This window comes from Clostridium felsineum DSM 794 (assembly GCF_002006355.2).
In the GTDB taxonomy this organism is placed as follows: domain Bacteria; phylum Bacillota; class Clostridia; order Clostridiales; family Clostridiaceae; genus Clostridium_S; species Clostridium_S felsineum.
Window position 1 is genome coordinate 3,216,866 of the sequence record NZ_CP096980.1, and the last position, 22,088, is coordinate 3,238,953.

Annotated in this window: 25 protein-coding genes and 2 riboswitches; of the genes, 11 read left to right on the forward strand and 14 right to left on the reverse strand. The window is 28.3% G+C overall.

Features of this window, described 5'->3' with window-relative positions; genetic code table 11:
• Positions 1 to 7: 7 nt before the first annotated feature.
• Complete coding sequence (locus tag CLFE_RS15280) at positions 8 to 550, reverse strand: RNA 2'-phosphotransferase (RefSeq protein WP_077892776.1); 543 nt, start codon at positions 548 to 550, stop codon at positions 8 to 10.
• A 227-nt stretch (positions 551 to 777) separates the two neighbouring features.
• Between CLFE_RS15280 and CLFE_RS15285 the strand changes: the two genes are divergently transcribed.
• Complete coding sequence (locus CLFE_RS15285; RefSeq protein ID WP_077852570.1) at positions 778 to 1,317, forward strand: phosphatase PAP2 family protein; 540 nt, start codon at positions 778 to 780, stop codon at positions 1,315 to 1,317.
• A gap of 1 nt (position 1,318) precedes the next feature.
• Here the strand turns inward: CLFE_RS15285 and CLFE_RS15290 are convergent, their stop codons facing one another.
• Genes CLFE_RS15290 through CLFE_RS15300 form a run of 3 tightly spaced genes read right to left on the reverse strand, consistent with a single transcriptional unit; the run spans position 1,319 to position 3,355 of the window.
• Positions 1,319 to 2,140 carry a hypothetical protein gene (locus CLFE_RS15290; RefSeq protein ID WP_077892775.1) on the reverse strand — a complete coding sequence of 274 codons (822 nt, stop codon included), beginning with the start codon at positions 2,138 to 2,140 and terminating at the stop codon, positions 1,319 to 1,321.
• 13 nt (positions 2,141 to 2,153) lie between these two features.
• The gene (locus CLFE_RS15295; protein ID WP_077833052.1) at positions 2,154 to 2,954 is read right to left on the reverse strand and encodes a hypothetical protein; all 801 of its coding nucleotides are present in this window, start codon (positions 2,952 to 2,954) and stop codon (positions 2,154 to 2,156) included.
• 11 nt (positions 2,955 to 2,965) lie between these two features.
• Positions 2,966 to 3,355 carry a VOC family protein gene (locus tag CLFE_RS15300; protein ID WP_077892774.1) on the reverse strand — a complete coding sequence of 130 codons (390 nt, stop codon included), beginning with the start codon at positions 3,353 to 3,355 and terminating at the stop codon, positions 2,966 to 2,968.
• Between the two features lie 162 nt (positions 3,356 to 3,517).
• A riboswitch (cobalamin riboswitch) is annotated at positions 3,518 to 3,695 on the forward strand.
• 155 nt (positions 3,696 to 3,850) lie between these two features.
• Between CLFE_RS15300 and CLFE_RS15305 the strand changes: the two genes are divergently transcribed.
• The 6 genes from CLFE_RS15305 to CLFE_RS15330 all read left to right on the forward strand — a co-directional run bounded on the left by CLFE_RS15305 (position 3,851) and on the right by CLFE_RS15330 (position 9,712).
• Positions 3,851 to 5,269, forward strand: a complete 1,419-nt coding sequence (locus tag CLFE_RS15305; RefSeq protein WP_077892773.1) for an ABC transporter substrate-binding protein — start codon at positions 3,851 to 3,853, stop codon at positions 5,267 to 5,269.
• Between the two features lie 15 nt (positions 5,270 to 5,284).
• The gene (locus CLFE_RS15310) at positions 5,285 to 6,313 is read left to right on the forward strand and encodes a FecCD family ABC transporter permease (protein ID WP_077892772.1); all 1,029 of its coding nucleotides are present in this window, start codon (positions 5,285 to 5,287) and stop codon (positions 6,311 to 6,313) included.
• Complete coding sequence (locus tag CLFE_RS15315) at positions 6,310 to 7,479, forward strand: ABC transporter ATP-binding protein (RefSeq protein WP_242951569.1); 1,170 nt, start codon at positions 6,310 to 6,312, stop codon at positions 7,477 to 7,479. The genes CLFE_RS15310 and CLFE_RS15315 overlap by 4 nt, the downstream gene beginning before the upstream one ends.
• Entirely contained in the window at positions 7,476 to 7,733 is a 258-nt protein-coding gene (locus CLFE_RS15320; protein ID WP_077833057.1) for a cysteine-rich small domain-containing protein, read from the forward strand. The genes CLFE_RS15315 and CLFE_RS15320 overlap by 4 nt, the downstream gene beginning before the upstream one ends.
• A 42-nt stretch (positions 7,734 to 7,775) precedes the next feature.
• Positions 7,776 to 7,854: riboswitch (ZMP/ZTP riboswitch) on the forward strand.
• Between the two features lie 48 nt (positions 7,855 to 7,902).
• Positions 7,903 to 9,078, forward strand: a complete 1,176-nt coding sequence (locus CLFE_RS15325) for a phosphoribosylaminoimidazolecarboxamide formyltransferase (RefSeq protein ID WP_077892770.1) — start codon at positions 7,903 to 7,905, stop codon at positions 9,076 to 9,078.
• Between the two features lie 103 nt (positions 9,079 to 9,181).
• Positions 9,182 to 9,712, forward strand: a complete 531-nt coding sequence (locus CLFE_RS15330; protein WP_077833059.1) for a hypothetical protein — start codon at positions 9,182 to 9,184, stop codon at positions 9,710 to 9,712.
• Positions 9,713 to 9,802: 90 nt separating this feature from the next.
• Here the strand turns inward: CLFE_RS15330 and CLFE_RS15335 are convergent, their stop codons facing one another.
• Entirely contained in the window at positions 9,803 to 10,348 is a 546-nt protein-coding gene (locus CLFE_RS15335; RefSeq protein ID WP_077833060.1) for a hypothetical protein, read from the reverse strand.
• A gap of 203 nt (positions 10,349 to 10,551) precedes the next feature.
• On the opposite strand from CLFE_RS15335, the gene nroR reads away from it, so the two are divergent.
• Both nroR and CLFE_RS15345 read left to right on the forward strand, forming a co-directional pair.
• Positions 10,552 to 11,691, forward strand: coding sequence for an NADH-rubredoxin oxidoreductase NroR (gene nroR, locus CLFE_RS15340; RefSeq protein ID WP_077892769.1), 1,140 nt, complete (start codon positions 10,552 to 10,554; stop codon positions 11,689 to 11,691).
• Positions 11,692 to 11,781: 90 nt separating this feature from the next.
• Positions 11,782 to 12,159 carry a desulfoferrodoxin family protein gene (locus CLFE_RS15345; protein WP_077833062.1) on the forward strand — a complete coding sequence of 126 codons (378 nt, stop codon included), beginning with the start codon at positions 11,782 to 11,784 and terminating at the stop codon, positions 12,157 to 12,159.
• Between the two features lie 116 nt (positions 12,160 to 12,275).
• On the opposite strand, the gene CLFE_RS15350 is transcribed toward CLFE_RS15345, so the two are convergent.
• Together CLFE_RS15350 and CLFE_RS15355 are read right to left on the reverse strand one after the other, a co-directional pair.
• Positions 12,276 to 13,634, reverse strand: coding sequence for a glycoside-pentoside-hexuronide (GPH):cation symporter (locus tag CLFE_RS15350; protein ID WP_077892768.1), 1,359 nt, complete (start codon positions 13,632 to 13,634; stop codon positions 12,276 to 12,278).
• Positions 13,635 to 13,942: 308 nt separating this feature from the next.
• A complete protein-coding gene (locus CLFE_RS15355) occupies positions 13,943 to 14,986 on the reverse strand; it encodes a MerR family transcriptional regulator (protein WP_242951942.1) in 1,044 nt (347 codons plus the stop codon).
• A 166-nt stretch (positions 14,987 to 15,152) separates the two neighbouring features.
• On the opposite strand from CLFE_RS15355, the gene CLFE_RS15360 reads away from it, so the two are divergent.
• Positions 15,153 to 15,578: a flavodoxin gene (locus CLFE_RS15360; protein WP_077833064.1), complete on the forward strand. Its 426-nt coding sequence runs from the start codon at positions 15,153 to 15,155 to the stop codon at positions 15,576 to 15,578.
• A 58-nt stretch (positions 15,579 to 15,636) separates the two neighbouring features.
• Here CLFE_RS15360 and CLFE_RS15365 read toward each other — a convergent pair whose 3' ends face one another.
• Entirely contained in the window at positions 15,637 to 16,422 is a 786-nt protein-coding gene (locus tag CLFE_RS15365; RefSeq protein ID WP_077892767.1) for an amidohydrolase family protein, read from the reverse strand.
• 126 nt (positions 16,423 to 16,548) lie between these two features.
• On the opposite strand from CLFE_RS15365, the gene CLFE_RS15370 reads away from it, so the two are divergent.
• Complete coding sequence (locus tag CLFE_RS15370) at positions 16,549 to 16,878, forward strand: winged helix-turn-helix transcriptional regulator (RefSeq protein WP_077833066.1); 330 nt, start codon at positions 16,549 to 16,551, stop codon at positions 16,876 to 16,878.
• A 26-nt stretch (positions 16,879 to 16,904) separates the two neighbouring features.
• Here CLFE_RS15370 and CLFE_RS15375 read toward each other — a convergent pair whose 3' ends face one another.
• From CLFE_RS15375 to CLFE_RS15400, 6 genes are all read right to left on the reverse strand, one after another.
• A complete protein-coding gene (locus CLFE_RS15375; protein ID WP_077833067.1) occupies positions 16,905 to 17,636 on the reverse strand; it encodes a CBS domain-containing protein in 732 nt (243 codons plus the stop codon).
• Between the two features lie 73 nt (positions 17,637 to 17,709).
• Positions 17,710 to 18,480 carry a hypothetical protein gene (locus CLFE_RS15380; RefSeq protein WP_077892766.1) on the reverse strand — a complete coding sequence of 257 codons (771 nt, stop codon included), beginning with the start codon at positions 18,478 to 18,480 and terminating at the stop codon, positions 17,710 to 17,712.
• Positions 18,481 to 18,643: 163 nt separating this feature from the next.
• Positions 18,644 to 19,366, reverse strand: a complete 723-nt coding sequence (locus CLFE_RS15385; protein ID WP_077892765.1) for a hypothetical protein — start codon at positions 19,364 to 19,366, stop codon at positions 18,644 to 18,646.
• Between the two features lie 142 nt (positions 19,367 to 19,508).
• The gene (locus CLFE_RS15390; protein ID WP_077833070.1) at positions 19,509 to 19,910 is read right to left on the reverse strand and encodes a PH domain-containing protein; all 402 of its coding nucleotides are present in this window, start codon (positions 19,908 to 19,910) and stop codon (positions 19,509 to 19,511) included.
• Between the two features lie 70 nt (positions 19,911 to 19,980).
• Positions 19,981 to 20,238 carry a hypothetical protein gene (locus tag CLFE_RS15395; protein WP_077833071.1) on the reverse strand — a complete coding sequence of 86 codons (258 nt, stop codon included), beginning with the start codon at positions 20,236 to 20,238 and terminating at the stop codon, positions 19,981 to 19,983.
• Positions 20,239 to 20,751: 513 nt separating this feature from the next.
• Complete coding sequence (locus tag CLFE_RS15400) at positions 20,752 to 22,068, reverse strand: Mbeg1-like protein (RefSeq protein ID WP_077892764.1); 1,317 nt, start codon at positions 22,066 to 22,068, stop codon at positions 20,752 to 20,754.
• Positions 22,069 to 22,088: the final 20 nt, after the last annotated feature.

Below are 22,088 nucleotides of genomic sequence, written 5' to 3' on the forward strand. Positions count from 1 at the left end.
CCTTTTCTTAATCCATTTCTTCTATATACTCACTTGGAATACTATCCGCAAGCCAAATATTATCATTTCCTGTATAAAATTTCACTCCAGCCTTCCATGCACAGTATGAGTCTATTTTAAGGATAACTGGCACATCATCATGTCGTTTTCCTACCTCCATGGCAGTTTCAAAATCTAATGAAAGATGTACATACTGTCTTTCCTTAGGAAGTAGTCCCTCTTTTTTTATTGAATTTACGAATCGTCTTGCTGTTCCATGATATAATAATCTTGGCGGCTCTTTTTCTTCTTTTTTTATTTTTTTTGACACAGAATGTCCATATAGAGCTCTTATCTTGTCACCTATTATTTCATATCTTTTTTTCTCTGAACTCTTAATCATTTCTTTTAAATCATTTTCCTTAACTTTTTTCCACTTGCTATGTTTTTTTAAAGCTTCTAAAAGATCTAATTTTTTTACAAATCCACTATCATCAAGTTCTAAACCATATTTAAATGGATTATGTCTTAATGCATATGCAACTTCTTTACTTAACTCTTTATAGTCCATGCTCTATCCCCCCAAACCATAATTAAACCTATTCCATATAAAGTTTTGTACTAAAACAACATAAACATAAATATTTATATTGATATATTTACCATTTATTATAACATAAGGTTTCCTAAGGTCAACTTATAATAAAATTTACTTTTCCATAACCTTAATTTAATAATAATTTCATAAAATAATATAGATAGCTTACCTAAATTTATTTTTAAAAGGGAGATATTGATATGTTCTTATTCATAAGAAAATTAGATAATTTCATAATTTCTCGCTTAACCTTTAGATCCAATAGACGTTTTCTAGATAAAATTATGATCTTTTCCTCATATTTGGGTAACGGAGGAGCAGTATGGCTACTTATATCAGCTTTTCTTATTGCATATGAACCCTATAGAATTGCAGGCATAAGTGTTTTATTATCATTGATAGTTAGTTCAATTGTAGGTGAAGGCATAATCAAACATTATGTGAAAAGGATTCGTCCTTTTAAGGCTAATTCCAGCATAAATATTTTAATTACAAAACCTTTATCTTACTCTTTTCCATCAGGTCATACTTTTTCATCCTTCGCTGCTGCAAATATGCTTCACTTTTATTTTAATAATTTAGGAATTATTTTTTTTATATTAGCAACTATGATTGCAATTTCAAGGGTATACCTTTGCGTACACTATACAACGGATATAATTGCTGGTTTCATCCTTGGAATTACCTTATCACAGATTCTTTTTACTTTAATAAATTATATTTTTATATACTGTACTTAAATTAATTAAATATTGCCCTTAAAATCAAACTAAAAAGCATTATAAAAAAGAGTATTATCATAGATATTTCAAAAAAGCCTAATATAAGTATTCCTATTCTAATTATATCAATAGCAAATGAATAATTTGATAAATTAAAAGCATCAATAAAATTCAATATAGCAATAAAAATAAATATAACACAAAATCCCCTTAAAATACCTCTTATGTCACCTTTGTCCGGTGACATACTTAAAACTATATATGCTGCTAATGCTAAAAAAGCAAAAAAGTGTACATTATAAGCGTTAGTTACACTAAAAAACACTTTGAGAAGCTCTTCATCAGCATTTTTTATTCCATTTAAAGTGTCAAAATCCAAAGTTAAAGAATTCGCATTTTTTGATACTACTACACAAAAATCATTAAACACATTCGGAATACTAATTTTCATTACAATAAAAGTCACTATAATTCCAAACAAAAAAGGCGTTAAGCCTATAAAAAAATCCCCTAATCTTTGATAGAAATTTTCATTCTTCTTAAAACATTTTACATATCCAAGTGTATTGTTTTTATCAGGCTCTTTAATTAATTTAACATCTTCTATATTATGAGCATATACAACAGCCATAAAAACATGCATAAGTTGATGAAAGGTGGAGCCCACTGCCCCCATTATCATTACAGCTTTACTTCCAATACTATTTTTAAGATTACTTACTATAATACTTCTAAATCCTCCCATAACAAAACTAAAACTAACTATTACAACTATAAAATATACAGCTTCAATTAAGGTTCTAATAAGTACAGCTATTTCTGTTATTGAGTATCTTTCCATTTTTACACACCTCTTATGACTTTAAAACTCTAAAAATCAAACTAATTAAAAATGTAATGCATGAAAATACTATTGCTACTGAAAGAAAACCTGTCATTAAAACATTATACTTAATCATTAATGCTCCTGATATATACTTAGATAATCCAACTACATTTACAACAAGTATAAGCATAAATATTGATACAAGTCCTACAAATGCTCCATTTACATCTGCTTTACTTAAAGATATATGTGAAGATATGCATATAGCTACAAGCAAAAATAAATAGAAATATGGATTTTTAAAATTAGAAAGAGCAAATATACTTTTTATAACTGCTATATTAGAAATTAAAACACCATGAACTGAATCACTGTTTAAAATATTTATACTCAAATTTTGTTTTAAGGTCATCATAAAATTATCAAATGCAACTGGGGTAGTCAATTTAAGAAGCGCCATTATTACAGTTATACCCCCAAATATTGGTGCAACGCCTATGAAGAAATTTCCTATTCTTTGATATACATTTGATGGATTATAAGTATGATTAACATATCCTAAGGTTCCTGTTTTATCTGGATTTTGAAGTAACTTTATATCCACAATTCTATGTCCAAATATAATAGCTATTAAGGCATGACTTAATTCATGAATTGGAGTTCCTATTAGTGCGGTTATCATAACAGCTTTCATTCCAAAACTTCTTTGTAAATTTGCTATGGTGTTATTTCTAAGAAAACCTAATATAAAACCAGCTACTATTATAATTCCTGTTAGATATATTGTTTCTATAAACGTTCTTATAATTAAATTTACTATTGGATTCATTTCTTCACTTCCTATTCGGTTATCTCTACTCTATTATTATCAACATCTAAAACTATACTTTCATAATATCCATCACCTGTCATTCGAGGTTCTCCTAGTATTTTATAATCATCCTGTCTAAGCTTTTCAGTAATTTCATTTACCTTCTCTTTGCTTCCTACTGAAATAGCTATATGTGTTAAACCAATATATTGCTCTACAGTATTGTTTAAATTATCTGGTATTGATGCCATACTCATTATTTCAAGTCTTGCAGTCTCATCAAATTTAATAAAATAGGATTCAAAATGTTTTTTCTCATTTATATACTTCTCTCCTGTAGTTCCATTAAAATACTTAATATAAAACTCTTTTAATTTTTCTATATCTCTAGTCCAAATTGCTACATGTTCAATTCTCATATCCATCCTCCTATATTTCTATTTACAAAATCTTAATTCTTTTAACTTAAATCACAGCATTAATTATACCATAACATAAGGTAGTTACAATTTACATTTTTTGAATATACGGTTAATTGTAATTCACAAAATAACATGATATACTAAGCATAAATATAAAAAATGTAATACGATGCTTTAGGCACCTAATTTTTAGGTTTAATAGGGAAATCGGTGAAAATCCGATGCAACCCCCGTTACTGTATACAGGTACAAAACCAATATCCACTGGACTTATTCTGGGAAGGATGGTAGAGGCTAAACTGTGAGTCAGGAGACCTACCTAAAGTATTATGGAACTTCGGAGGGAAGTAAAATCCATAAACATAATTATTATAAATATATGTTTGTATATGTATATGAATTGGCTCTCCGCAATGGCGGAGTTTTTTATTTTGCATATAAATTTAGCTCCTCTTTGAAGTCTTAATTAACTCATTTGAAGGGAGAACTCTCATGTATAAAAAAAGAAATACTTTAATTTCAACGTTACTTCTTATAATGATGCTTATACTAGCCTCATGTTCTAATGCTCAAAACGAAAATAATTCCTCAGCTAATAATTCCAATGTAAACAAAACCAATATAGCTTTAATAAACTACAATGGAAAGACCTATATTTCCTTAAAAGATGCTTTCAAAACCACTGGTGGAAATGTATCAATAAAAGGAAATAACGTTACCGCCACTAAAGACACGGATGTTATAAAATTATCTACAAATAATACTACAGCATATTTAAATTCTTCAAAAATATCAATGAGTGATTTACCCAAGGTAAAAAATAAAGATGTATATGTTTCAATGGACTTTTTAACAGATATACTTGATGCAAAAATAACCTATTCTGACGGTAAAGTAAGCCTCTTAGAAGAAGTACCTTTAAAATATACAAAAGCCTTTAAAATACAATACCTAAAAGGTGGATTTAAAAAAATTACTGACGGCAACAATAAAGTTATAATACTCGCACCAAAAGGAAAAGCTGTTCCTAATATATACAAAAATAATACAATAATAAACTATCCTACTTCTAATATACTTGTATCTTCTTCTACTGAAGCCGCATTACTTCGTCCACTTGATGAAATAAAAAGTATAAAAGCTGTGAATTTAAAAGAAGCTGAATGGGAAATAAATGATATAAAATCAGCACTTAAGGATAATAAAATAACCTATGTTGGAGATACCACTTCTCCTGATTACGAAAAAATTTCTTCTTTAAAACCAGATTTAGCTATTCTTTATGGTGGAAACTACGGTCTTAATAATATGATGAAAAAATTTGATGAACTTAAAATACCTTATGCCGCTGATAATGAATACTTAGAAGAAGATCCTCTTGGAAGATTAGAATGGATTAAATTTTTAGCTGCCTTTTATGATAAAGAAGATATAGCTGAAAAGTATTTTAATTCTGAAGTATCAAAGGTTAAGGCTATTGAAAATAAAATATCCTCACAAAAAAAGACGAAAGTTGCTTTTGGAATGGTTGATAACGGTAAAGTTTATGTTCCCGCTAAAGATTCATATGCTGCTAAAATGATTGCTTTAGCTGGTGGAGATTATGTTTTTAAGGATTTAAATACAAAAAGTGGGTACATAACTCTTGAAAATTTCTACGCAAAAGCAAAGGATGCTGATGTACTTATTTATTCCTCTTCAAAAGAATACACTCCATCCATTAAATCTGTATTAAATGAAGCTCCAGTACTAAAAGACACAAAACCTGTTAAGGATAAAAAGGTATGGTGCCTTGGACGGGATTATTATCAGGCTACAGACAAAACCTCTGAACTCATAGAAGACTTGTCATCAATATTTCATCCCGAAAGCTTTAAGGGTTACAAACAAAAACACTATTCACACTATTAATTTTAGGAGGCTCTTATGGATCTTAAGCCTAAAAGAAATACAAAAAATTTAGTTATTTTACTTCTATTATTTATAATTTTCTTTTTAACTTTTATATTTTCTATCAGCATGGGTTCACTTAAAATATCCTTTAATGAGGTTATTAAAATTCTCTTTAGAACTAGCTCTTTTAAAAGTGGCAACTATCAAATCGTATGGAATATCCGCTTTCCAAGAGCTGTTGGAGCACTTATAGGCGGTTCTGCCCTCTCCGTATCTGGACTATTACTTCAGGTATTATTTAAAAATCCAATAGTAGAACCCTATGTACTTGGAATTTCCTCTGGTGCAACCTTATTCGTAGCCTTAGTAATGCTTTCTGGTATAAGCTTTGGTTTTAATGCTGCTTCACCTTTTTTAGTATTTAGCGCTGCTCTAATTGGTTCAATTTTAATAATGCTTATAGTAATTTTGTTTGCAAATAAGGTTAAAAATGTAGTAACCTTACTTGTTATAGGTATTATGGTTGGTTACATATGTAGTGCTGTAACAAATGTACTATCAGCTTTTGCAGATAAACAGCAGCTTCAATTTTTTACAATGTGGACACTAGGCAGTTTTTCTGGTTTTACTCTAAAAAACATATACCTACTATTTTTTATTGGAGTACCAACACTTTTAGCTTCTTTTCTTATTATAAAGCCTTTAAACGCTTTTCTTTTAGGTGAGGCGTATGCTAAAAGTTTAGGAATAAAAATACAGTCATTTAGAACCATTGTCATTATTATTTCAAGTATTCTTTCAGCTATAGTAACAGCTTTTGCAGGACCTATTGCTTTTATAGGTCTTGCTGTGCCACATATAACCAGACTTATTTTCAAAAGCTCAAATAATATGTTTTTAATTCCTGGAACAATTCTTATGGGAGGAATAATAACCTCCTTATGTGATGTTATATCGCGAACGGTGCTTGCACCAACAGAACTCCCAATTAGTGCTGTAACTTCTTTTATAGGTGCTCCTATTGTAATATTTTTAATACTAAGGAGGAGAACCCTATCATGATATTATCCACTAAAGACTTAACAGTTGGATATAATAAAATTCCTACTATCCAAAATATAAATTTTAATGTAGAAGAAGGAGAAATAGTTTGTCTATTAGGTCCAAATGGTGCTGGAAAAACCACACTTATTAGAACTCTATCCGGGCTCCTTTATCCAATTGAAGGATCTATATATATAAATGACAAAAATGTTATAGGCATAAAAAAAGATGTTCTCGCAAAAATAATTTCAGTGGTATTAACTGAAAAACCAACTTTTGACCTTATGACAGTTTTTGAAGTTGTCTCACTTGGACGCTATCCTCATACTGGATTTTTCGGGGCTATTTCAAAAGAAGATGAAACAAAAATAGAAACAGTTCTTAAAAATGTTGGAGCGTTTAATCTCATAAATAGGTATTTTCAGGCGTTGAGTGATGGTGAAAAGCAAAAGGTTATGCTTGCAAGAGCCCTAGTTCAAGAACCTAAACTAATAATTTTAGATGAACCCACAACTCATTTAGATATAAACCATAAAATTGAACTATTGAACACCCTTAAAGATTTAAGTCGCAAAATGAAACTTACTGTAGTATTATCTCTTCATGAAATAGATTTGGCGCTTAAATATTGTGATAAACTATTACTTATACGTGATAAAAAGGTTCTTTCTTTTGGAACGCCTGAAGCTACTATAAATAATACTAATATAAATAATGTCTATAATATAAAAAATGCTGCTTTTAATACCCTTACCTCTTCCATAGAACTAAAAAATTTTATGCACAATAATATATTTGTTGTTGGCGGTGGTGGAGTTGGCACTCCTATTTATAGAGTTTTAACTAAATACAATTTAGGTTTTTCAACAGGAATACTTCATGAAAATGATATTGATTATGAAACAGCTAAAACAATGTCTGTGAAAATTCAAAGTGAAAAACCATTTGATAACATAACAGACACTTCCTTTAAAAATGCTTTAAAAATGATTGATGACGCTGATGTAATTATAGATTCTGGCTTTCCTACTGGAGAAATAAATAATAAGAATTTGGAACTTTTGAATTACGCTTCAAAAAAGCATAAGAAGATAATTACTTTCAGAAAAAATTCAAAGTATGATGCAATATTATGTAGTAATATAGATGATCTAATAAAATATATATTGAAGGTGATAATATGAGTAGTAATTATAAATTTTTCAAACACGAAAGCTGTGAATACTTTCCTTGCCACAAAACACAAAATACTAGTGATTTCAATTGTTTGTTTTGCTTTTGTCCACTTTACTTCTTAGAAGATTGTGGTGGAAATAATAAAGAATCAAATGGGATAAAGGATTGTTCAAACTGTCTTATTCCTCATTCTAAAAATGGTTACAAATATATTGTAAATAAAATTCGTGAAATTAACAAAGACAAAAGACTTTCTAAATAATTTGACTTATATTTTCATATATTATATAATTTTAGTAAAAAAAGAAGATCATGCAACTGGCGGAAATGGAGTTCACCATAGGAAGCATGATTAATAAAAATCGACCGCCTGGGTAAATTAGTATTTTATCCAGGTTTTTTTGTATTTAAATTTAGGAGGTTTTATAAAAATGAAGGTTCAACAAATAGAATTAAAATATGGCTGTAATCCACAGCAAAATCCTGCTAGAATATATGTTAATAAAGGCACACTACCACTTGAGGTTTTAAATGGAAATCCAGGCTACATAAACTTTATGGATGCTCTTAATTCCTGGCAGCTTGTAAAAGAGTTAAAGAAAGAAACTGGCTTAACTTCCGCTGCTTCCTTTAAGCATGTTAGTCCTGCTGGTGCAGCTGTAGCAATCCCTCTAAGCGATACTCTAAAAAAAACTTATTTAGTAGAAGATATCGATCTTACTCCCCCTGCAATCGCATATTCAAGAGCAAGAGGTGCCGATAGAATGTCCTCCTATGGTGATTTTGTAGCTATAAGTGACAAAGTAGATGTAGCTACAGCTAATATACTAAAAAAATCTGTTTCTGATGGAATAATAGCACCTGATTATGATAAAGAAGCTTTAGAAATATTAAAATCAAAAAAAAGAGGTAAATATAACATAATAAAAATAGATGCCGATTATGAACCACATGCACTTGAAAGAAGAGAAATTTATGGTATAACCTTTGAACAAAAAAGAAATACAACCCCACTTAATGAAACACTTCTAAAAAATATAGTGACTAAAAATAAGAATCTTTCAGAAGAAGCTAAACGTGATCTTATAATTTCTATGATAACTTTAAAATATACTCAATCAAATTCTGTTTGCTTTTCTTTAGATGGTCAGGTTATAGGAGTTGGTGCTGGACAACAATCAAGGGTTCATTGTACTAGGCTTGCAGCTTCAAAGGCTGACATCTGGTACCTAAGACAGCATCCTTTAGTTTTAGCTCTTCCTTTTAAAGAAGGGGTATCAAGACCAGACAGAGATAACTTAATTGATCAATATCTTAGAGATGATATTACTAAAGAAGAAACTGTCAACTGGAATAGAGTTTTAGAATATATACCAAAAAAACTTTCCTTAGACGAAAAAAATAAATGGCTTTCTAATTTAAAAAATGTTTCTCTTGCCTCAGATGCATTTTTTCCGTTTAGTGATAACATTGATAGAGCAGCAAAAAGTGGAGTTAAATATATCGTTCAACCTGGTGGTTCTATACGTGATGACTTAGTAATAGAAGCCGCAGATAATTATAATATGGTAATGGCATTTTCTAATACTAGATTATTTCATCACTAATACCATTCAAAAAGAGGACTCTAAAGTTCTCTTTTTCTATTAACATAAATCTATTTTTATTCATATAAAATATACAGAATACAATTTTTTTAAGGAGTTTTGTATGGATAGCAATAAAAATTCTATTGAAAGTAAAATAAGTCAAGCCTCTGATACTATATATTATGGAGAATACGAAAAATTAATAGTTAATATTCTTACCATGAAAAAGCCAAATTATCCAATACTCGCCATTGATAATACTAGTAATATTGTTACAATAACCGATGCCAAAATAGATTCACCAGTAAGACAGGTATCTGAAAACTGGAAGGGTAGTATTCTTTTAGATGGATATGTAGACAACACTATAACTTATAGAACTGCTTCTAACACTTCCTCTAGTACCATAAGTGGAAATATTAATTTTTTAAGTACTAGAATATACTTTCAAATTAAATCAACTGTTATTTCTTCTTCTAAATTCAGCAAAAAATCAAAGGTAGAAGTTATTTCAGCTTATGTAGAAAATGAAAAAAGAGACTTACTTGATAAAAATCCCATTCCCGAAAATTATCCAACCTGGGCTATAACTTATAATAAGCTATCACAAAAAATATTAGTTAAAATCCAAGTAAAAGTTATAGATTCATAGATTTGAATTGTATACGTTACAATTCTTATTTATAGTTTGTCCCTATTAAATAGGAAACAGAGTTATAAAAATTAAAACTCTGTTCCTTATCTAGTTTATTGATTCATAAATTTCCTTTAATCTTTTCAAATCCATGTCCATTAATTCATTAATCGAATATCTTCCACTATCAAATTGTAGAATTTCTTGTCCTTCTATAGTTTTTGTTTTATTGATCTTAGTAGCCTTCTTCATATAATACTGAAATTTTATTTCACCATACACTTCAATATTTATACTGTCTCTATGTCTTCTTTCTTGTGGCTCTACTATTTTCACAGAAGGTTTAAAAGAAAGCCCTGTAATATTACCAACGGTATTCGTGTTTATTTTATTCCCTAATATGTCTTCCTCTGGAATTACAACACATAAATCTCTAGTTATAAGTCTACCCTTATAATTATAAACTTCATTTTTATACCCAAATTTTTTATATAATAAATATATATTGTAATGTCCATAGATATATATTCCCTCATTAGCAATATTTTTAGAATAAACTTTTGAATTTTCAACTTGGCTATCTACTATCAAACTTCTCTCTCCATTGTCCTCTACTTTTATGATATTGGAAATTTTTTTAGTAAAAGATGCCATCTAAATCGCCTCTTCTTAATAATTAGTCTCACTAATATAATATTTATATTTTTAAATTACTGTTACAATATTTAATTTTAATTTATTAATTGCCTCTACTAGCATATAATTAATGTAAAAAGTATTTTCGTATTATATCTATAAAAAACAAGATTTCAGATACAATAATACTTATAAAGAACATGATTATGGAGATGATTTATATGAAAAGCGTACAAATTTTAATTATAGGCTCTGGTCCTGCTGGTTTCTCTGCTGCAAAAACTGCTTTAGGTAAAGCTAATAATATGACTATGTTAAACAATGAAAGCTATTTGCCATATTATAGAACACGTCTTAATGAAGTGATAGCAAATAATAAATCTATCGATAATATATTAATAAAAAACAGTGATTGGTATAAAGAAAATAATATAGACATTATTACCTCTGTAATAGCAAATAATGTAGACACAGATAATAAATTAGTAACTTTAAATTCTGGTGAAAAAATAAAATATGAAAAACTTATCATTTCAAGCGGTTCTACTCCAAATAAAATCAAAATTCCACATGCAAGTGAGGTTTTAAGTTTATACTCTTACGATGATGCTTTAAAAATAAAAGAAATGTCCAAAAATAAAGGAAGGGCTTTTATAGTAGGCGGAGGCATATTAGGTATTGAACTTGCTCATGCACTTATTACCTCAGGAATTGAGGCTTCAATCGGAATAATATTAGAATATCCTCTAGAAAGACAGCTCGATAAAATCGGAGGATTATTTTTGAAAGATAAACTAGATAAAATAGGCATAAAAATATATAATAATTCTAACTTTGAAACTATGGGTGATTTAATTGAAGGTTCATGTGTTATTACAACTGTTGGTGTTAAACCAAATTTAAATTTTTTAAAAAACACTAATATATCTATAAATCGTGGTATTGTTGTAAATGAACACATGGAAAGCTCAATACCTGATGTTTATGCTTGTGGTGATGTGGCTGAATTTAACGGAAAAAACCCTGGTTTAATAAATATAGCAAACAAACAAGGAGAAATAGCTGCTTTAAATGCCTGTGGTGAAAAAGCTTCTTATACTGAAATAGTTCCTTCTCCTATATTAAAGGTTTCTGGTATTTCTATCATATCTTGTGGAGATATAGAACATATTTCATCCTCAAATATTTTTAGGTTTCAAGATGAAATGAAATACATCCTTTGCAGTATAAAAGATGATAAACTCGATGCTGCCGCTGTTATAGGTGATGTAAATCTTGGTATGAAACTAAAAAAAGCAATTGATACAAAAAAAACCTTTTCATCACCTAACTCTTTAAATGAAATACTGAATAGTTTATAAAGGCTTTAACTATGTATACCCTTGTAATTTTTGTGACATATTAATCCTGTAGAAGTTAACCAAATTTAATTCTACTATGGAGGTATTAAAATGAATAACGATTTAGAAATCTATATATGCAAAAAATGTGGCAACGCAGTTCTTCTAATTGAAGAAGGCGGTGGAACTTTAACTTGCTGCTCTGAGCCAATGACTAAAATAACTGCAAATACTACTGATGCTGCTCAAGAAAAACATGTACCTCACATTACTAAAAACGGTAGTGATATTGATGTTTCTGTGGGATCTGTAGAGCATCCAATGACTCCTGAACATTTTATTCAATGGATTGTTTTAGTTTCTGGAGATAGAATGGAAATGGTAAAGCTTTCTCCAGATAAAAAACCAACAGCACATTTCAAAAATGTTACTAACGGAACTATTTACGCTTATTGTAATCTTCATAGTTTATGGAAGGCAGACATATAGCTAGAGCATTTTATAACAATTTATTAAAATTAATAACAAAACCGCTCCCTACGTTAGGAGCGGCTAATTTTTATTTATGTAAATATCCCCAGTAAAATCAAGCTATCTATTAATAATTAAGCCTTTCTATTTCTTTCAAATAATTCATCTATAATTGTAGCGAATTTGGCATCTGAAAGATTATACAAAACTCCAACTATAAGTGCTGCTACAGCTGTTGCACATGCAGGGTAAAGTAATAATAGTCCTTTTATTCCAATCAAAGTATGTTCTGATTGGTGTGCGTTAGCAATATATCCTACAAAAGCTAATCCTACACCAGAAGCAGCACCCGCTATAGATTGAGCTATCTTTCTTGAAAAATTAAAAACTGAATAAGTTATTCCTTCTCTTCTCTCACCATTTTTCCACTCACCATAATCTATTGAATCCGAAACAAACGCCCATGTAACACCATTGGTTATGCTTATTGACATAAATGATATACTAGCAAGTATTATAAATATAGTGAAATGGGTGCCTGGAAGTAAAAAGTTCACCGCATCTGAAATACTACTTAACGAAAAGGCTATAACAGCTGTTCTCTTTTTTCCAAATAATTTAACCAATTTAGGAAGAAATGAAACTCCTATTACTGCACATCCTATTGTAAAGAAATTTACATAAGATACTAACTTAGCATTTCCTAAATTGTATTTGCAATAATATACAACCATAGCTGTTTTTATATTATATGCTGAAATTGAGAATACAGTCATAAGAATTAATGTAAGTAATGCCCTATTGTGAAATATTGCATTTGCTACCTTACGTAATGTGATTTTTTCTTCTTTTTTAGGATCATGAACAATGATTTCTGTTGTATTTTTATAAGTTGTATAAAATGCTGCCACTCCAACAATTGACATAATAGCAGTAACAATTGGATATGCTATTCTTGGATTTCCGAATAAGCCTAAAAGCGGTATGAATACTATACCTGTTATTAATAGTGCAGTAGATGAACCCAATTGCCTAAATGTAGATAATGCTGTTCTATCCTGTGTATCTTGGGTAATAACTGAACCAAGAGACCCATAAGGTACATTAGTAAATGAGTACAAAACTCCCCAAAGCATATATGTTACATATGCAAATGCTAATTTTGAACCTGGTGTCTTACCAGGATTAGTAAAGGTTATAACTGTCATTATAGCTAAGAGTATACTTGACAAAAGCATTACAGCTTTAAACTTACCATTTTTACCTGGTTTTTTTGAATCTATTATAGTTCCTGCTAAAGGATCCATAAATGCATCAAATAATTTAGTAATAAGAAATATACTCCCTGCTGCCGCTGCCGCTATTCCAACAACATCTGTATAAAATTGTAAAAGATATGCTTGACCCAAATCAAACATAAAACCATTTCCTAAATCTCCAAGTCCATATGATATCTTTTCTTTTAAAGTCAACTTCTTGCTTTTATTAATCATAATTTATTTCCTCCAACTTTAATTTGATATACGACTAAATTTCTTATTGCAATTCTTTACTCGATAATTAATGCACACGTTAACAGTAGGTGCAGTAGTAATAATAAGTATAATTTCAAATTGTTCACATGCAGAATTATATGATCATAATAACATCATTCTCTACTTTTTACATTTCTCCTTTCGTTTGAAGTATTTTTTGTTAACGTTTCCAACCTATAATTTTATTATATACTATTTTCGACAATTTTCAAGCTTTTTTTGTACACGTTAACATTTTTATTTTATACAATCTAAACCATCACTTATCATGATATTTCTATAATAAATGTATAATTAACTACATGCTGATATATAAGTTTTTTTTCTAGTGATTCGACATAATTCTTCATTTCTTCAATATCAGTATAATATTCATCCTCTATTACACCCCACTCTTTTTCTCTTTTATTGGAAATAAACCACTTCTTTTTTCTTTCTCTCTCTTCTTTATTTAAAAACATTAAATCTGCAATGACTATTTTTCCATTATTTTTAATATATCTAAGCAAATTTCTTACTGCAACTTTTTTTTCATCTGGTTTTAGATGATGAAGTGCAAAGGAAGAAATCACAACATCAAATTCATTTTCTATAAAAGGTTTATCGAGAAAATTTCCTAATCTAAGTTTTATATTTTTATTTTTTTCTTTAGCAAGTATAAGCATTTCTATACTTTGATCAATACCTGTATATTGAACATTTTGATTTAACTTTTTAACTATATTGGCTGTACCACATCCAATATCAATAACTTTTCTCCTATCGCCTATTTTTCGTACTATACTTTCAAGTATAAAATCATATTTGCTAAATAGCCCAAGAGTATCTGCTCCATCCTTTTTTACACAATCATCATAGCTTTTTGCCCATGTGTCAAATCCCCACTTATCTATCCATGTGCTCACATTTTTTGTACTTTCCTTTATGCTGTTATCTATTTTATCAAAAAAGTTTCCATACTCTATATTCTTGTTTAAAGCTTCATTAATTCCTTCCTTGAGTACATTTTCCATCTTTCTTAATTGTATTCTTTTAGCTTCTATAACCTTTAACTGCAGATATAGAGTGTGAATTATCTTATCACTTTCATATGTCCCTTTGTCTAATATTCTTTTTATATTTTTTAATTCTAATCCTACATTTTTTAATATAATAATCTGTCTTAATTTTAAAAGATCATCATCACTATAATTTCTGTAGTCATTTTTATCCCTTTGGGGAATTACTATATTAAGTTTTTCATATACCCTAAGTGCTTTGTAGGAAATCTTTAGTTTTTCACACACTTTTTTTGTATTCAAAAAAATCACCTCAATAAAAATATAACCCCTGCCTTTAGGACAGAGTCAACACTTATTTATCAAAAATTTTATTTTTAAATTATATTATAGCAAACTATGGCATAAAATAAAAAAGTAGTGTATAATTAATAAAAACAGTTAAATAATAATAGTTATTATATAGGAGGAATTATCTATGAAAAAAATCTCTATAATTTATTCAAGTAATGGTGGAAATGTGGAAGTTTTAGCTAACGAAATATACGAAGGTGCAAAAAGTGTTAGTTCAGATGTAACTATAAAATTAGTTTCTGAAGCAACTAAAGAGGATGTGCTTTTAGCTGATGCTGTAGCTTTTGGAAGTCCTTCAAAAAACAATAATAATATAGATCAAGAAGAACTTGCTCCATTTTTAAAACAATTTGAACTCACTCTTAATAATAATAAACCAGTTCTTTTATTTGGTTCCTATGGATGGGATAATGGCGAATTCATGGAAAAATTCAAAAAATTAATGAAGGATTATGGCTTTAATGTAATTGGAGACCTTACTGTAAATGAAGCTCCTAACAAAGATGAACTAAAAAGAGCTAAAGAACTTGGGGAAATGCTCGCAAAATAATTTAAATAAAGATTTCTATAGAGCTTTTAGTTTTATAACCTCTATAGAAATCTTTATACTATATTTTAAAAAGCTTACGTGCATTATCACCCAGAATATTATTTCTTGCTGTTTCGTCATTGCATAGTTGCTCAATTGAAAATTTATCTATAGTTAAATTTCCATAAGGCAAATCAGTACTAAATAAACACTTATCTGGTATTTCGTTTATTGCCATACTTAAAGCTACTGCAGTATAACTGGCTGACAAATCCATATATAATTTTTTTCTTTCCTTTATCGCTTCAATTACCTCCATCCAATTGGCACCACCTAAATGTCCAATAATTACTGGAATATCTGGATACTCATCATAAAGTCTTATAATCTCTTTTATATCATTTAAAGTCAGTGGAAATAAACAATGAATCCAAATTGGCAAATTAGAAAATTCTTTTGAAGCTTTAAATATATTTTTAAGTAAAAAAACCTCTCCATTTGGAATAGTAAATTCGCCTAGTCCAACTAATTCATTTTTTATTATATAATTTTCTATAAATGAGGTTGTATCTTTATAATTCATACCTAATGGAACTGATGAAGCACCACAAAATCTTGAAGGATATTTACGAATAACTTTAACCAATTCATTTATAGAAGCTATCTTTGCATCAATAGGACTTGTCTCTCCTGATATAATTTTATTCAGCTTATTCATTTCCCCTTTAAATTCTTCTAAATTTTTAGCATTTTCAGGATGAACCGTAGTTGAAAATAATATAGTTTTATTTATACCTTCCCTGTTCATTAAATCTATATGTTTTTCAATTGGCAAATTTACATGTGCATGACTATCTATTAACATTTAAACATCTCCTTTAATTAAAAGGATATCACCTAATATTAAAGACTTGAAGTACGCACAAATTTGATATATAGTTTCAAAAATGATACTATTGATTATATAATTTCTGAAAGATTGGAGAATAAAATGTCAAAGACCTTTAATTTAGATAACAATTGTCCTATGGATCTAACAATAAATATACTTAGTGGAAAGTGGAAACTCTCAATACTATGGATTTTGTCCAAAAAAATCACACGCTTTAATGAACTTCAAAGATCCTTACCAAATATAACACAAAAAACCCTAACCATGCAGCTCAGGGAATTAGAGGTGGCTAAAATAATTTATAGAAAGGTTTATGCTGAAGTTCCTCCAAAGGTTGAATATGGTTTGACTAGTATTGGAGAAAACTTGAAACCAGTTTTAAATGAAATGTGTAACTTCGGGAAATACTATAGTGAAAACTTAAGCTAAATCAATATTTTAGCCTTAAAATCAATTCAATTTAATGCTATATCCCAAGGTGTCACGATTCCCAAAACCTTTTCTCTTACTTTTCCTGTTTCTGTGATAAATATAAGTGTAAGCTTTTTCTTACCTTGAAGCCTTTTTTTAAACATATCCTCAACTTCCACAGCCGTAGTTCTTCTTGAAACAAAAGCAAAAAATTCATTTTCATGCTTATTAATTGGTATAAATTCTTTAAAATCATTGATTTTAGTATCTCTTTTTATTTGAACACCTTCATTTTCTACCATATATGAAAAGACCGTGTTCTTACTAAAAACTCCAACTAACATACCTAAACTATCTACTACTGGTACATTAGCATAATTATTGTCCTTCATAACTGTCATCACATCTAATACACTTTCGTTTTGAGTGATAAAATAAATATTTTTTCCTTTTACAGCTATACTTTCTAAAGCTAGTGGTGGATTTAAAATTTCATCTCTTATCTTAGAATACTTTACAATTATCTTGTCATGTGGTTCTGCAATGGGATCTATATCTGCATTATAAGGATTATGAATTATTGCATTTCTAAGTCTTGAAAACAGCATCAGTTCATCTTTATATTCATCAAATACTTTATCCCTTTTAGCCATTTTCTTTATCAAATCTACATTTCCAGTTCTCTCATTTTCATCAAGTGCTTTTCTCATGTGTCTATCTATTTCATTGTATATCGTTAAAAACTTTTCAGCATTGGATTTTACATTGTTTCCCATTTAATTCCTCCCCCTTAAGAAGTTTTCATATATTTTATATTTTATCCTGTAAACTTTATCATATTCCTTTTTATCATCGTAACAAATTTAACTTTTCTAAAATTTCATCTACAGTATCATAATATTTTCTATTAACTATACTTGTCTCCACTTTATTTGAAAAAAGTATTTTCTTTTCAACATCATCTCTATCTTGATTATAATCATAAGTTTCTTCTAGATCCTTAACCTTTTCCTGACTAAAAAATTTATTATTTACAAAATAAAAATATGATTCCACATTAACCTGTTCTTTACTATTTGATATTAAATTAGATTTTTCTATTTCATTCATAAACTCATACATCCTAGAAGCTATTTGATTTTTATCTGATATATTATTATCATCCACCAAAATATATAAAATGATTGTGAAATCACCCTTCTGCTTTAAAATACTATTAATATTAAAATCACTTTTATCAGAGCTTTGATAATTTGCTTTAATATTGACTGCATACTTAAAATCATTAAATTTATTTTTTATAATTCCTTTAAGCCTCTGCTTTACTAGTGGCCTTAATAAATAGTCATAATATCCATCATCATAATCATTAGATACTCCTATTAGATCATGTGATCTAGATACTATAAAGGTTTTAGAAGGCTCGTTTATAGGATACATTACACATTTATCACTTTTCCCCTTAAATCCATGAGTAAATAGATTATATCCTACAGACATACTTTTAATATCAAACTTCATTGAGTGCTCATTTTTCATATACCCTTTAAAATCCCTTTTCATATCATCTTTTGATTCAGAATTACAACTGCACAGAATTATTAATAAAGTTACTATCATGCATGTACCCAATATTTTCCTTAGTTTATTCAATCAAAAAATCCTTTCTATCCATATAATGCATTAAAATTCTTACATTGTGGGTTATAAAATATTCCTGCAAAAGCGGTTCGACCTCAGAATCTTTTATAAGTCAGAATGTACTAGCATTTATGCTTTATATCTAGTAATCTGTAAATTGTACTTTTATGCCATTTTTATAATCCTCCCAGTTTTGAAATTTAATATAGACTGATTTTTCTGCCTCCTTTTTCTTTACCATATCAAATTTGTATCTTTCGGGCTTGATTTTTTTATAATTCTTTTCACTTACAAGGTAGAATATAAAAGATATATTTATATTCTTATTCGAGAATCTATTATCCATGATTATATATGCAAAATCTTTTATTTCCTCAGATAATTTTTCCTCATCAAGCTTTTCTCCATAATTTATAAAAGCTTTTATTTCAATTGAAGATTTACTCTCTTTATTTAAAAAGTCCTCTAAATCTGGTATACCCTTATAATTATAATTCGTAACAGATAAAAGACCATCCTCATCATGAGATATCATAACTGAGAACTTTAAATTTTTAAAATCATTATTTTTTATTCCTTCTATTCTTTCTTTAAGCTGAGGTTCTACTAATCTATAAGCATACCCATCTCTATAGTTTTTGCCATTTTGTTCTGCATAAAAAATTTTGCTTTGATCATTTCTAGGGTATACTGTTATTCCTCTATAGCTTGTTCTATAGTTTTTAATCTTTAAATATAATGCATACTTATCTTCTTCGTGTTTAACAATTTTATAATTCTTATATTGAGTAGCTACTGATATTATCAAAATTATAAACATTATAACTAAAAATGCTGCAAATATTGTTTTTGCCTTTTTCTTCATTTTTCCTCCAAAATGTGTTTTTACTTTAATTCATTTCATATTTTATCATCTATTTGTTTGCTTTTCTACGAAAAAGTAAAATTCAATTAAAAATGTACGTAAAAAAGGATGCTTATCAATTAAAGCATCCTTTATAATTATATTACTGTGCAAACCTTCTATTTAATATATCACAAATATCATTTACATTATTCTTCTGCTCTTTTATTCCTGGTATATACTTCTTAAGCTCAAGTTCCAATTTAAATTCATCATTAAAATAAACATTAATTGTAAATCCTGTATTTAAAAGCCATTTGGAAATTTTAACATATTTTATTTTCTTGTAATCAACTGTTATGGCTTTTATAGGCTCCTGTGAAGCATTTAACTTAACTATAATAAATTTCTTATCTGTAAATCCCATTATATAACTTTTGTCATCCGCAGTTATCATATTTCCTATTATCGCATTTATAATACCATAACAATAATATAAAACCGAATCATTTTCGTTTAAATATTGTGATAATATCTCTTCAAGCGTATTGTCATTAATCTTCATAGCTTTCCCCTCAATTCATCTTTCGTCCTTTGGCTGTATACTGCCTTTGTATCCATAGTCATAAAAGCTTTTAGAATATACCTCTAGCTCTTTTCATTTTTTCATTAAATCTATAATCCCTTATTGCCTGCAGTGTACATGTCCATTCCTGTGGTGCAACTTCTGGTTCCTTCTTTTCTTTACTTATATTATCCAAGTGCTTATTTACTATTTTCCCTATAGCATCCTCGTTCAAAATATCCATCTTTATTTTCTTTTCCATCTGCAAATATAATTCATCGTACATTAACTTACTTATCCTGTTTAATCTTATCTCCCTATTATCCATTTTATTTTTCCTCCGTACAAGATATTTCAAAAATCCTGTCAACCCTTTTAACTACCGAAGGAGTATATACCATATATATTATGTTCTATTATTTTCTTTTAATTTTAATTGTATATCTTCTAATTTCTGCCTAATATTGGAATAAGCTCATACAAAAATACAATTTCCTTATTCACATTCAATAGCTTTGTTTTCATAATATTACTTTTTATTATGTACATTTTTAATAAACAACCTATCAGATAACACATAATTTAAATATAATAATATATTTAAATTATAATTTTATTATTATTTATTTTATTTTTGTCTTATGTATATAATACTACTTTTTATATCATTTTTCCACTTTTTTTATTACTGTTTAATAAATTTATAAAACTTTTTTGAATTTTTCATTAAATTTTATATTTATATAATTTATAAAATTTCCGAGATTAATGATTTTATAATAATATTATTTTTTTATAAATTTAAAAGCACAGTATTCACCTGTGCTTTTAAATTTATCCACTATATATAGTTCTGATATTCAAACTTATCCGATACTATTTTTTTCATCTTACAAAGTATTTCTTTCGTTTCTTCCAATAAATAAATACCACCACTCAAGTTCTCCAATAAATCACAAATAAGCATACAAATATCATTAGCTTCTTCTGCCATAATTAGTTTTTTTAATTTTTTCAAAAAACTATCTCTAGATTTAAATTCTTTGAAGATATAATCATAAGCTATAATATCCTTATACTTCTTTATATTTCTCATTGTAACAATTACCGCACATAAAAATCTTCTATCTTTAAAAAGCTGCTTAAAATTCTCTCTTCTTTTTCCATCCTTTTTTGTAAGTAAAATATTATATATACCATCTGCAAATGCTGCTCCTTCTTTTTTTCCTTCATAAACTGATAAAATATTAGTAAGAAGCGTAATTTCTGAAAACAATATATCTTTACTTTTTTCACCACCATATGAATTATTAAAATTTTTATAACCTATCGCATCGCCAGATTCATTATATATAAGCTTGAGAAATATATTAGGTTTATGATTATCTCTGAGAGTACTCACTTTATCAGTTTTTAAACTTATTATATGACCTGATATATTGTTTAAAACGGATGAAACATAATCCCTATAGCTCATGTATGCAATTATTTTACTTCTTATCTCACAAATTTTCCTTTTATTACTTTCAATAAATTTAAAATTAAAACCTGGTGCATCAAAGGTAACTGTTCTTTTTATTATATCTTGTCCAACTTTAACTGCAACATATTGTGCATCGTTACCACCCTTTGAATGTCCTATAGTAGAAAATTCAGTATAACCATATCTATTCTTTACACACTGAAAAAATTCAAGCGCAGCTTTCTGTTGTGGTGTATCTATCTCAAAAGCCAATAAAAAATTATCATACCAGTCTTCTCCACCTATTTTATCTCTGGTTTCACTTCCTCTATAGTCGATTATAGCCTTATAATCACTTGTTTCAAAACAATAAGCCACTAGACCATTTGCTTTAGGTTTTAAATTTGTATAACTTGTAGAATCTTGATTTGTATATGACACTATTTTTAGACTGCATAATTTATTTGAACTCTTTATTGCTTGAAGTACGTGCTTCCATTCATCATAAGACATATTACATCTGCCTTCTAATTTCAAGAGTTTTTTTTCATCTTTAAGATAATCTGACACCATATCACCTATATAATAATTTTCTATTCCATTAGAGCTTTTTATACTACTTGGCAAATCTACATAAGACAATATGGTTAGCATATTATAGTCATTATCCTTTATATCTCTCATATTAACCTTCATAAGTTTCTCCTAAAGACAAT

Excerpts from the sequence above, each read along its gene's own strand:
- CLFE_RS15330 (WP_077833059.1), top strand. The coding sequence starts at position 9,182 with ATGGATAGCAATAAAAATTCTATTGAAAGTAAAATAAGTCAAGCCTCT.
- CLFE_RS15325 (WP_077892770.1), top strand. The coding sequence starts at position 7,903 with ATGAAGGTTCAACAAATAGAATTAAAATATGGCTGTAATCCACAGCAA.
- CLFE_RS15290 (WP_077892775.1), bottom strand. The coding sequence starts at position 2,140 with ATGGAAAGATACTCAATAACAGAAATAGCTGTACTTATTAGAACCTTA.
- CLFE_RS15300 (WP_077892774.1), bottom strand. The coding sequence starts at position 3,355 with ATGAGAATTGAACATGTAGCAATTTGGACTAGAGATATAGAAAAATTA.
- CLFE_RS15385 (WP_077892765.1), bottom strand. The coding sequence starts at position 19,366 with ATGAAGAAAAAGGCAAAAACAATATTTGCAGCATTTTTAGTTATAATG.
- CLFE_RS15315 (WP_242951569.1), top strand. The coding sequence starts at position 6,310 with ATGATATTATCCACTAAAGACTTAACAGTTGGATATAATAAAATTCCT.
- nroR (WP_077892769.1), top strand. The coding sequence starts at position 10,552 with ATGAAAAGCGTACAAATTTTAATTATAGGCTCTGGTCCTGCTGGTTTC.
- CLFE_RS15345 (WP_077833062.1), top strand. The coding sequence starts at position 11,782 with ATGAATAACGATTTAGAAATCTATATATGCAAAAAATGTGGCAACGCA.
- CLFE_RS15375 (WP_077833067.1), bottom strand. The coding sequence starts at position 17,636 with ATGGGAAACAATGTAAAATCCAATGCTGAAAAGTTTTTAACGATATAC.
- CLFE_RS15360 (WP_077833064.1), top strand. The coding sequence starts at position 15,153 with ATGAAAAAAATCTCTATAATTTATTCAAGTAATGGTGGAAATGTGGAA.
- CLFE_RS15280 (WP_077892776.1), bottom strand. The coding sequence starts at position 550 with ATGGACTATAAAGAGTTAAGTAAAGAAGTTGCATATGCATTAAGACAT.
- CLFE_RS15305 (WP_077892773.1), top strand. The coding sequence starts at position 3,851 with ATGTATAAAAAAAGAAATACTTTAATTTCAACGTTACTTCTTATAATG.
- CLFE_RS15310 (WP_077892772.1), top strand. The coding sequence starts at position 5,285 with ATGGATCTTAAGCCTAAAAGAAATACAAAAAATTTAGTTATTTTACTT.
- CLFE_RS15365 (WP_077892767.1), bottom strand. The coding sequence starts at position 16,422 with ATGTTAATAGATAGTCATGCACATGTAAATTTGCCAATTGAAAAACAT.
- CLFE_RS15380 (WP_077892766.1), bottom strand. The coding sequence starts at position 18,480 with ATGATAGTAACTTTATTAATAATTCTGTGCAGTTGTAATTCTGAATCA.
- CLFE_RS15350 (WP_077892768.1), bottom strand. The coding sequence starts at position 13,634 with ATGATTAATAAAAGCAAGAAGTTGACTTTAAAAGAAAAGATATCATAT.
- CLFE_RS15320 (WP_077833057.1), top strand. The coding sequence starts at position 7,476 with ATGAGTAGTAATTATAAATTTTTCAAACACGAAAGCTGTGAATACTTT.
- CLFE_RS15285 (WP_077852570.1), top strand. The coding sequence starts at position 778 with ATGTTCTTATTCATAAGAAAATTAGATAATTTCATAATTTCTCGCTTA.
- CLFE_RS15400 (WP_077892764.1), bottom strand. The coding sequence starts at position 22,068 with ATGAAGGTTAATATGAGAGATATAAAGGATAATGACTATAATATGCTA.
- CLFE_RS15335 (WP_077833060.1), bottom strand. The coding sequence starts at position 10,348 with ATGGCATCTTTTACTAAAAAAATTTCCAATATCATAAAAGTAGAGGAC.
- CLFE_RS15370 (WP_077833066.1), top strand. The coding sequence starts at position 16,549 with ATGTCAAAGACCTTTAATTTAGATAACAATTGTCCTATGGATCTAACA.
- CLFE_RS15390 (WP_077833070.1), bottom strand. The coding sequence starts at position 19,910 with ATGAAGATTAATGACAATACGCTTGAAGAGATATTATCACAATATTTA.
- CLFE_RS15295 (WP_077833052.1), bottom strand. The coding sequence starts at position 2,954 with ATGAATCCAATAGTAAATTTAATTATAAGAACGTTTATAGAAACAATA.
- CLFE_RS15395 (WP_077833071.1), bottom strand. The coding sequence starts at position 20,238 with ATGGATAATAGGGAGATAAGATTAAACAGGATAAGTAAGTTAATGTAC.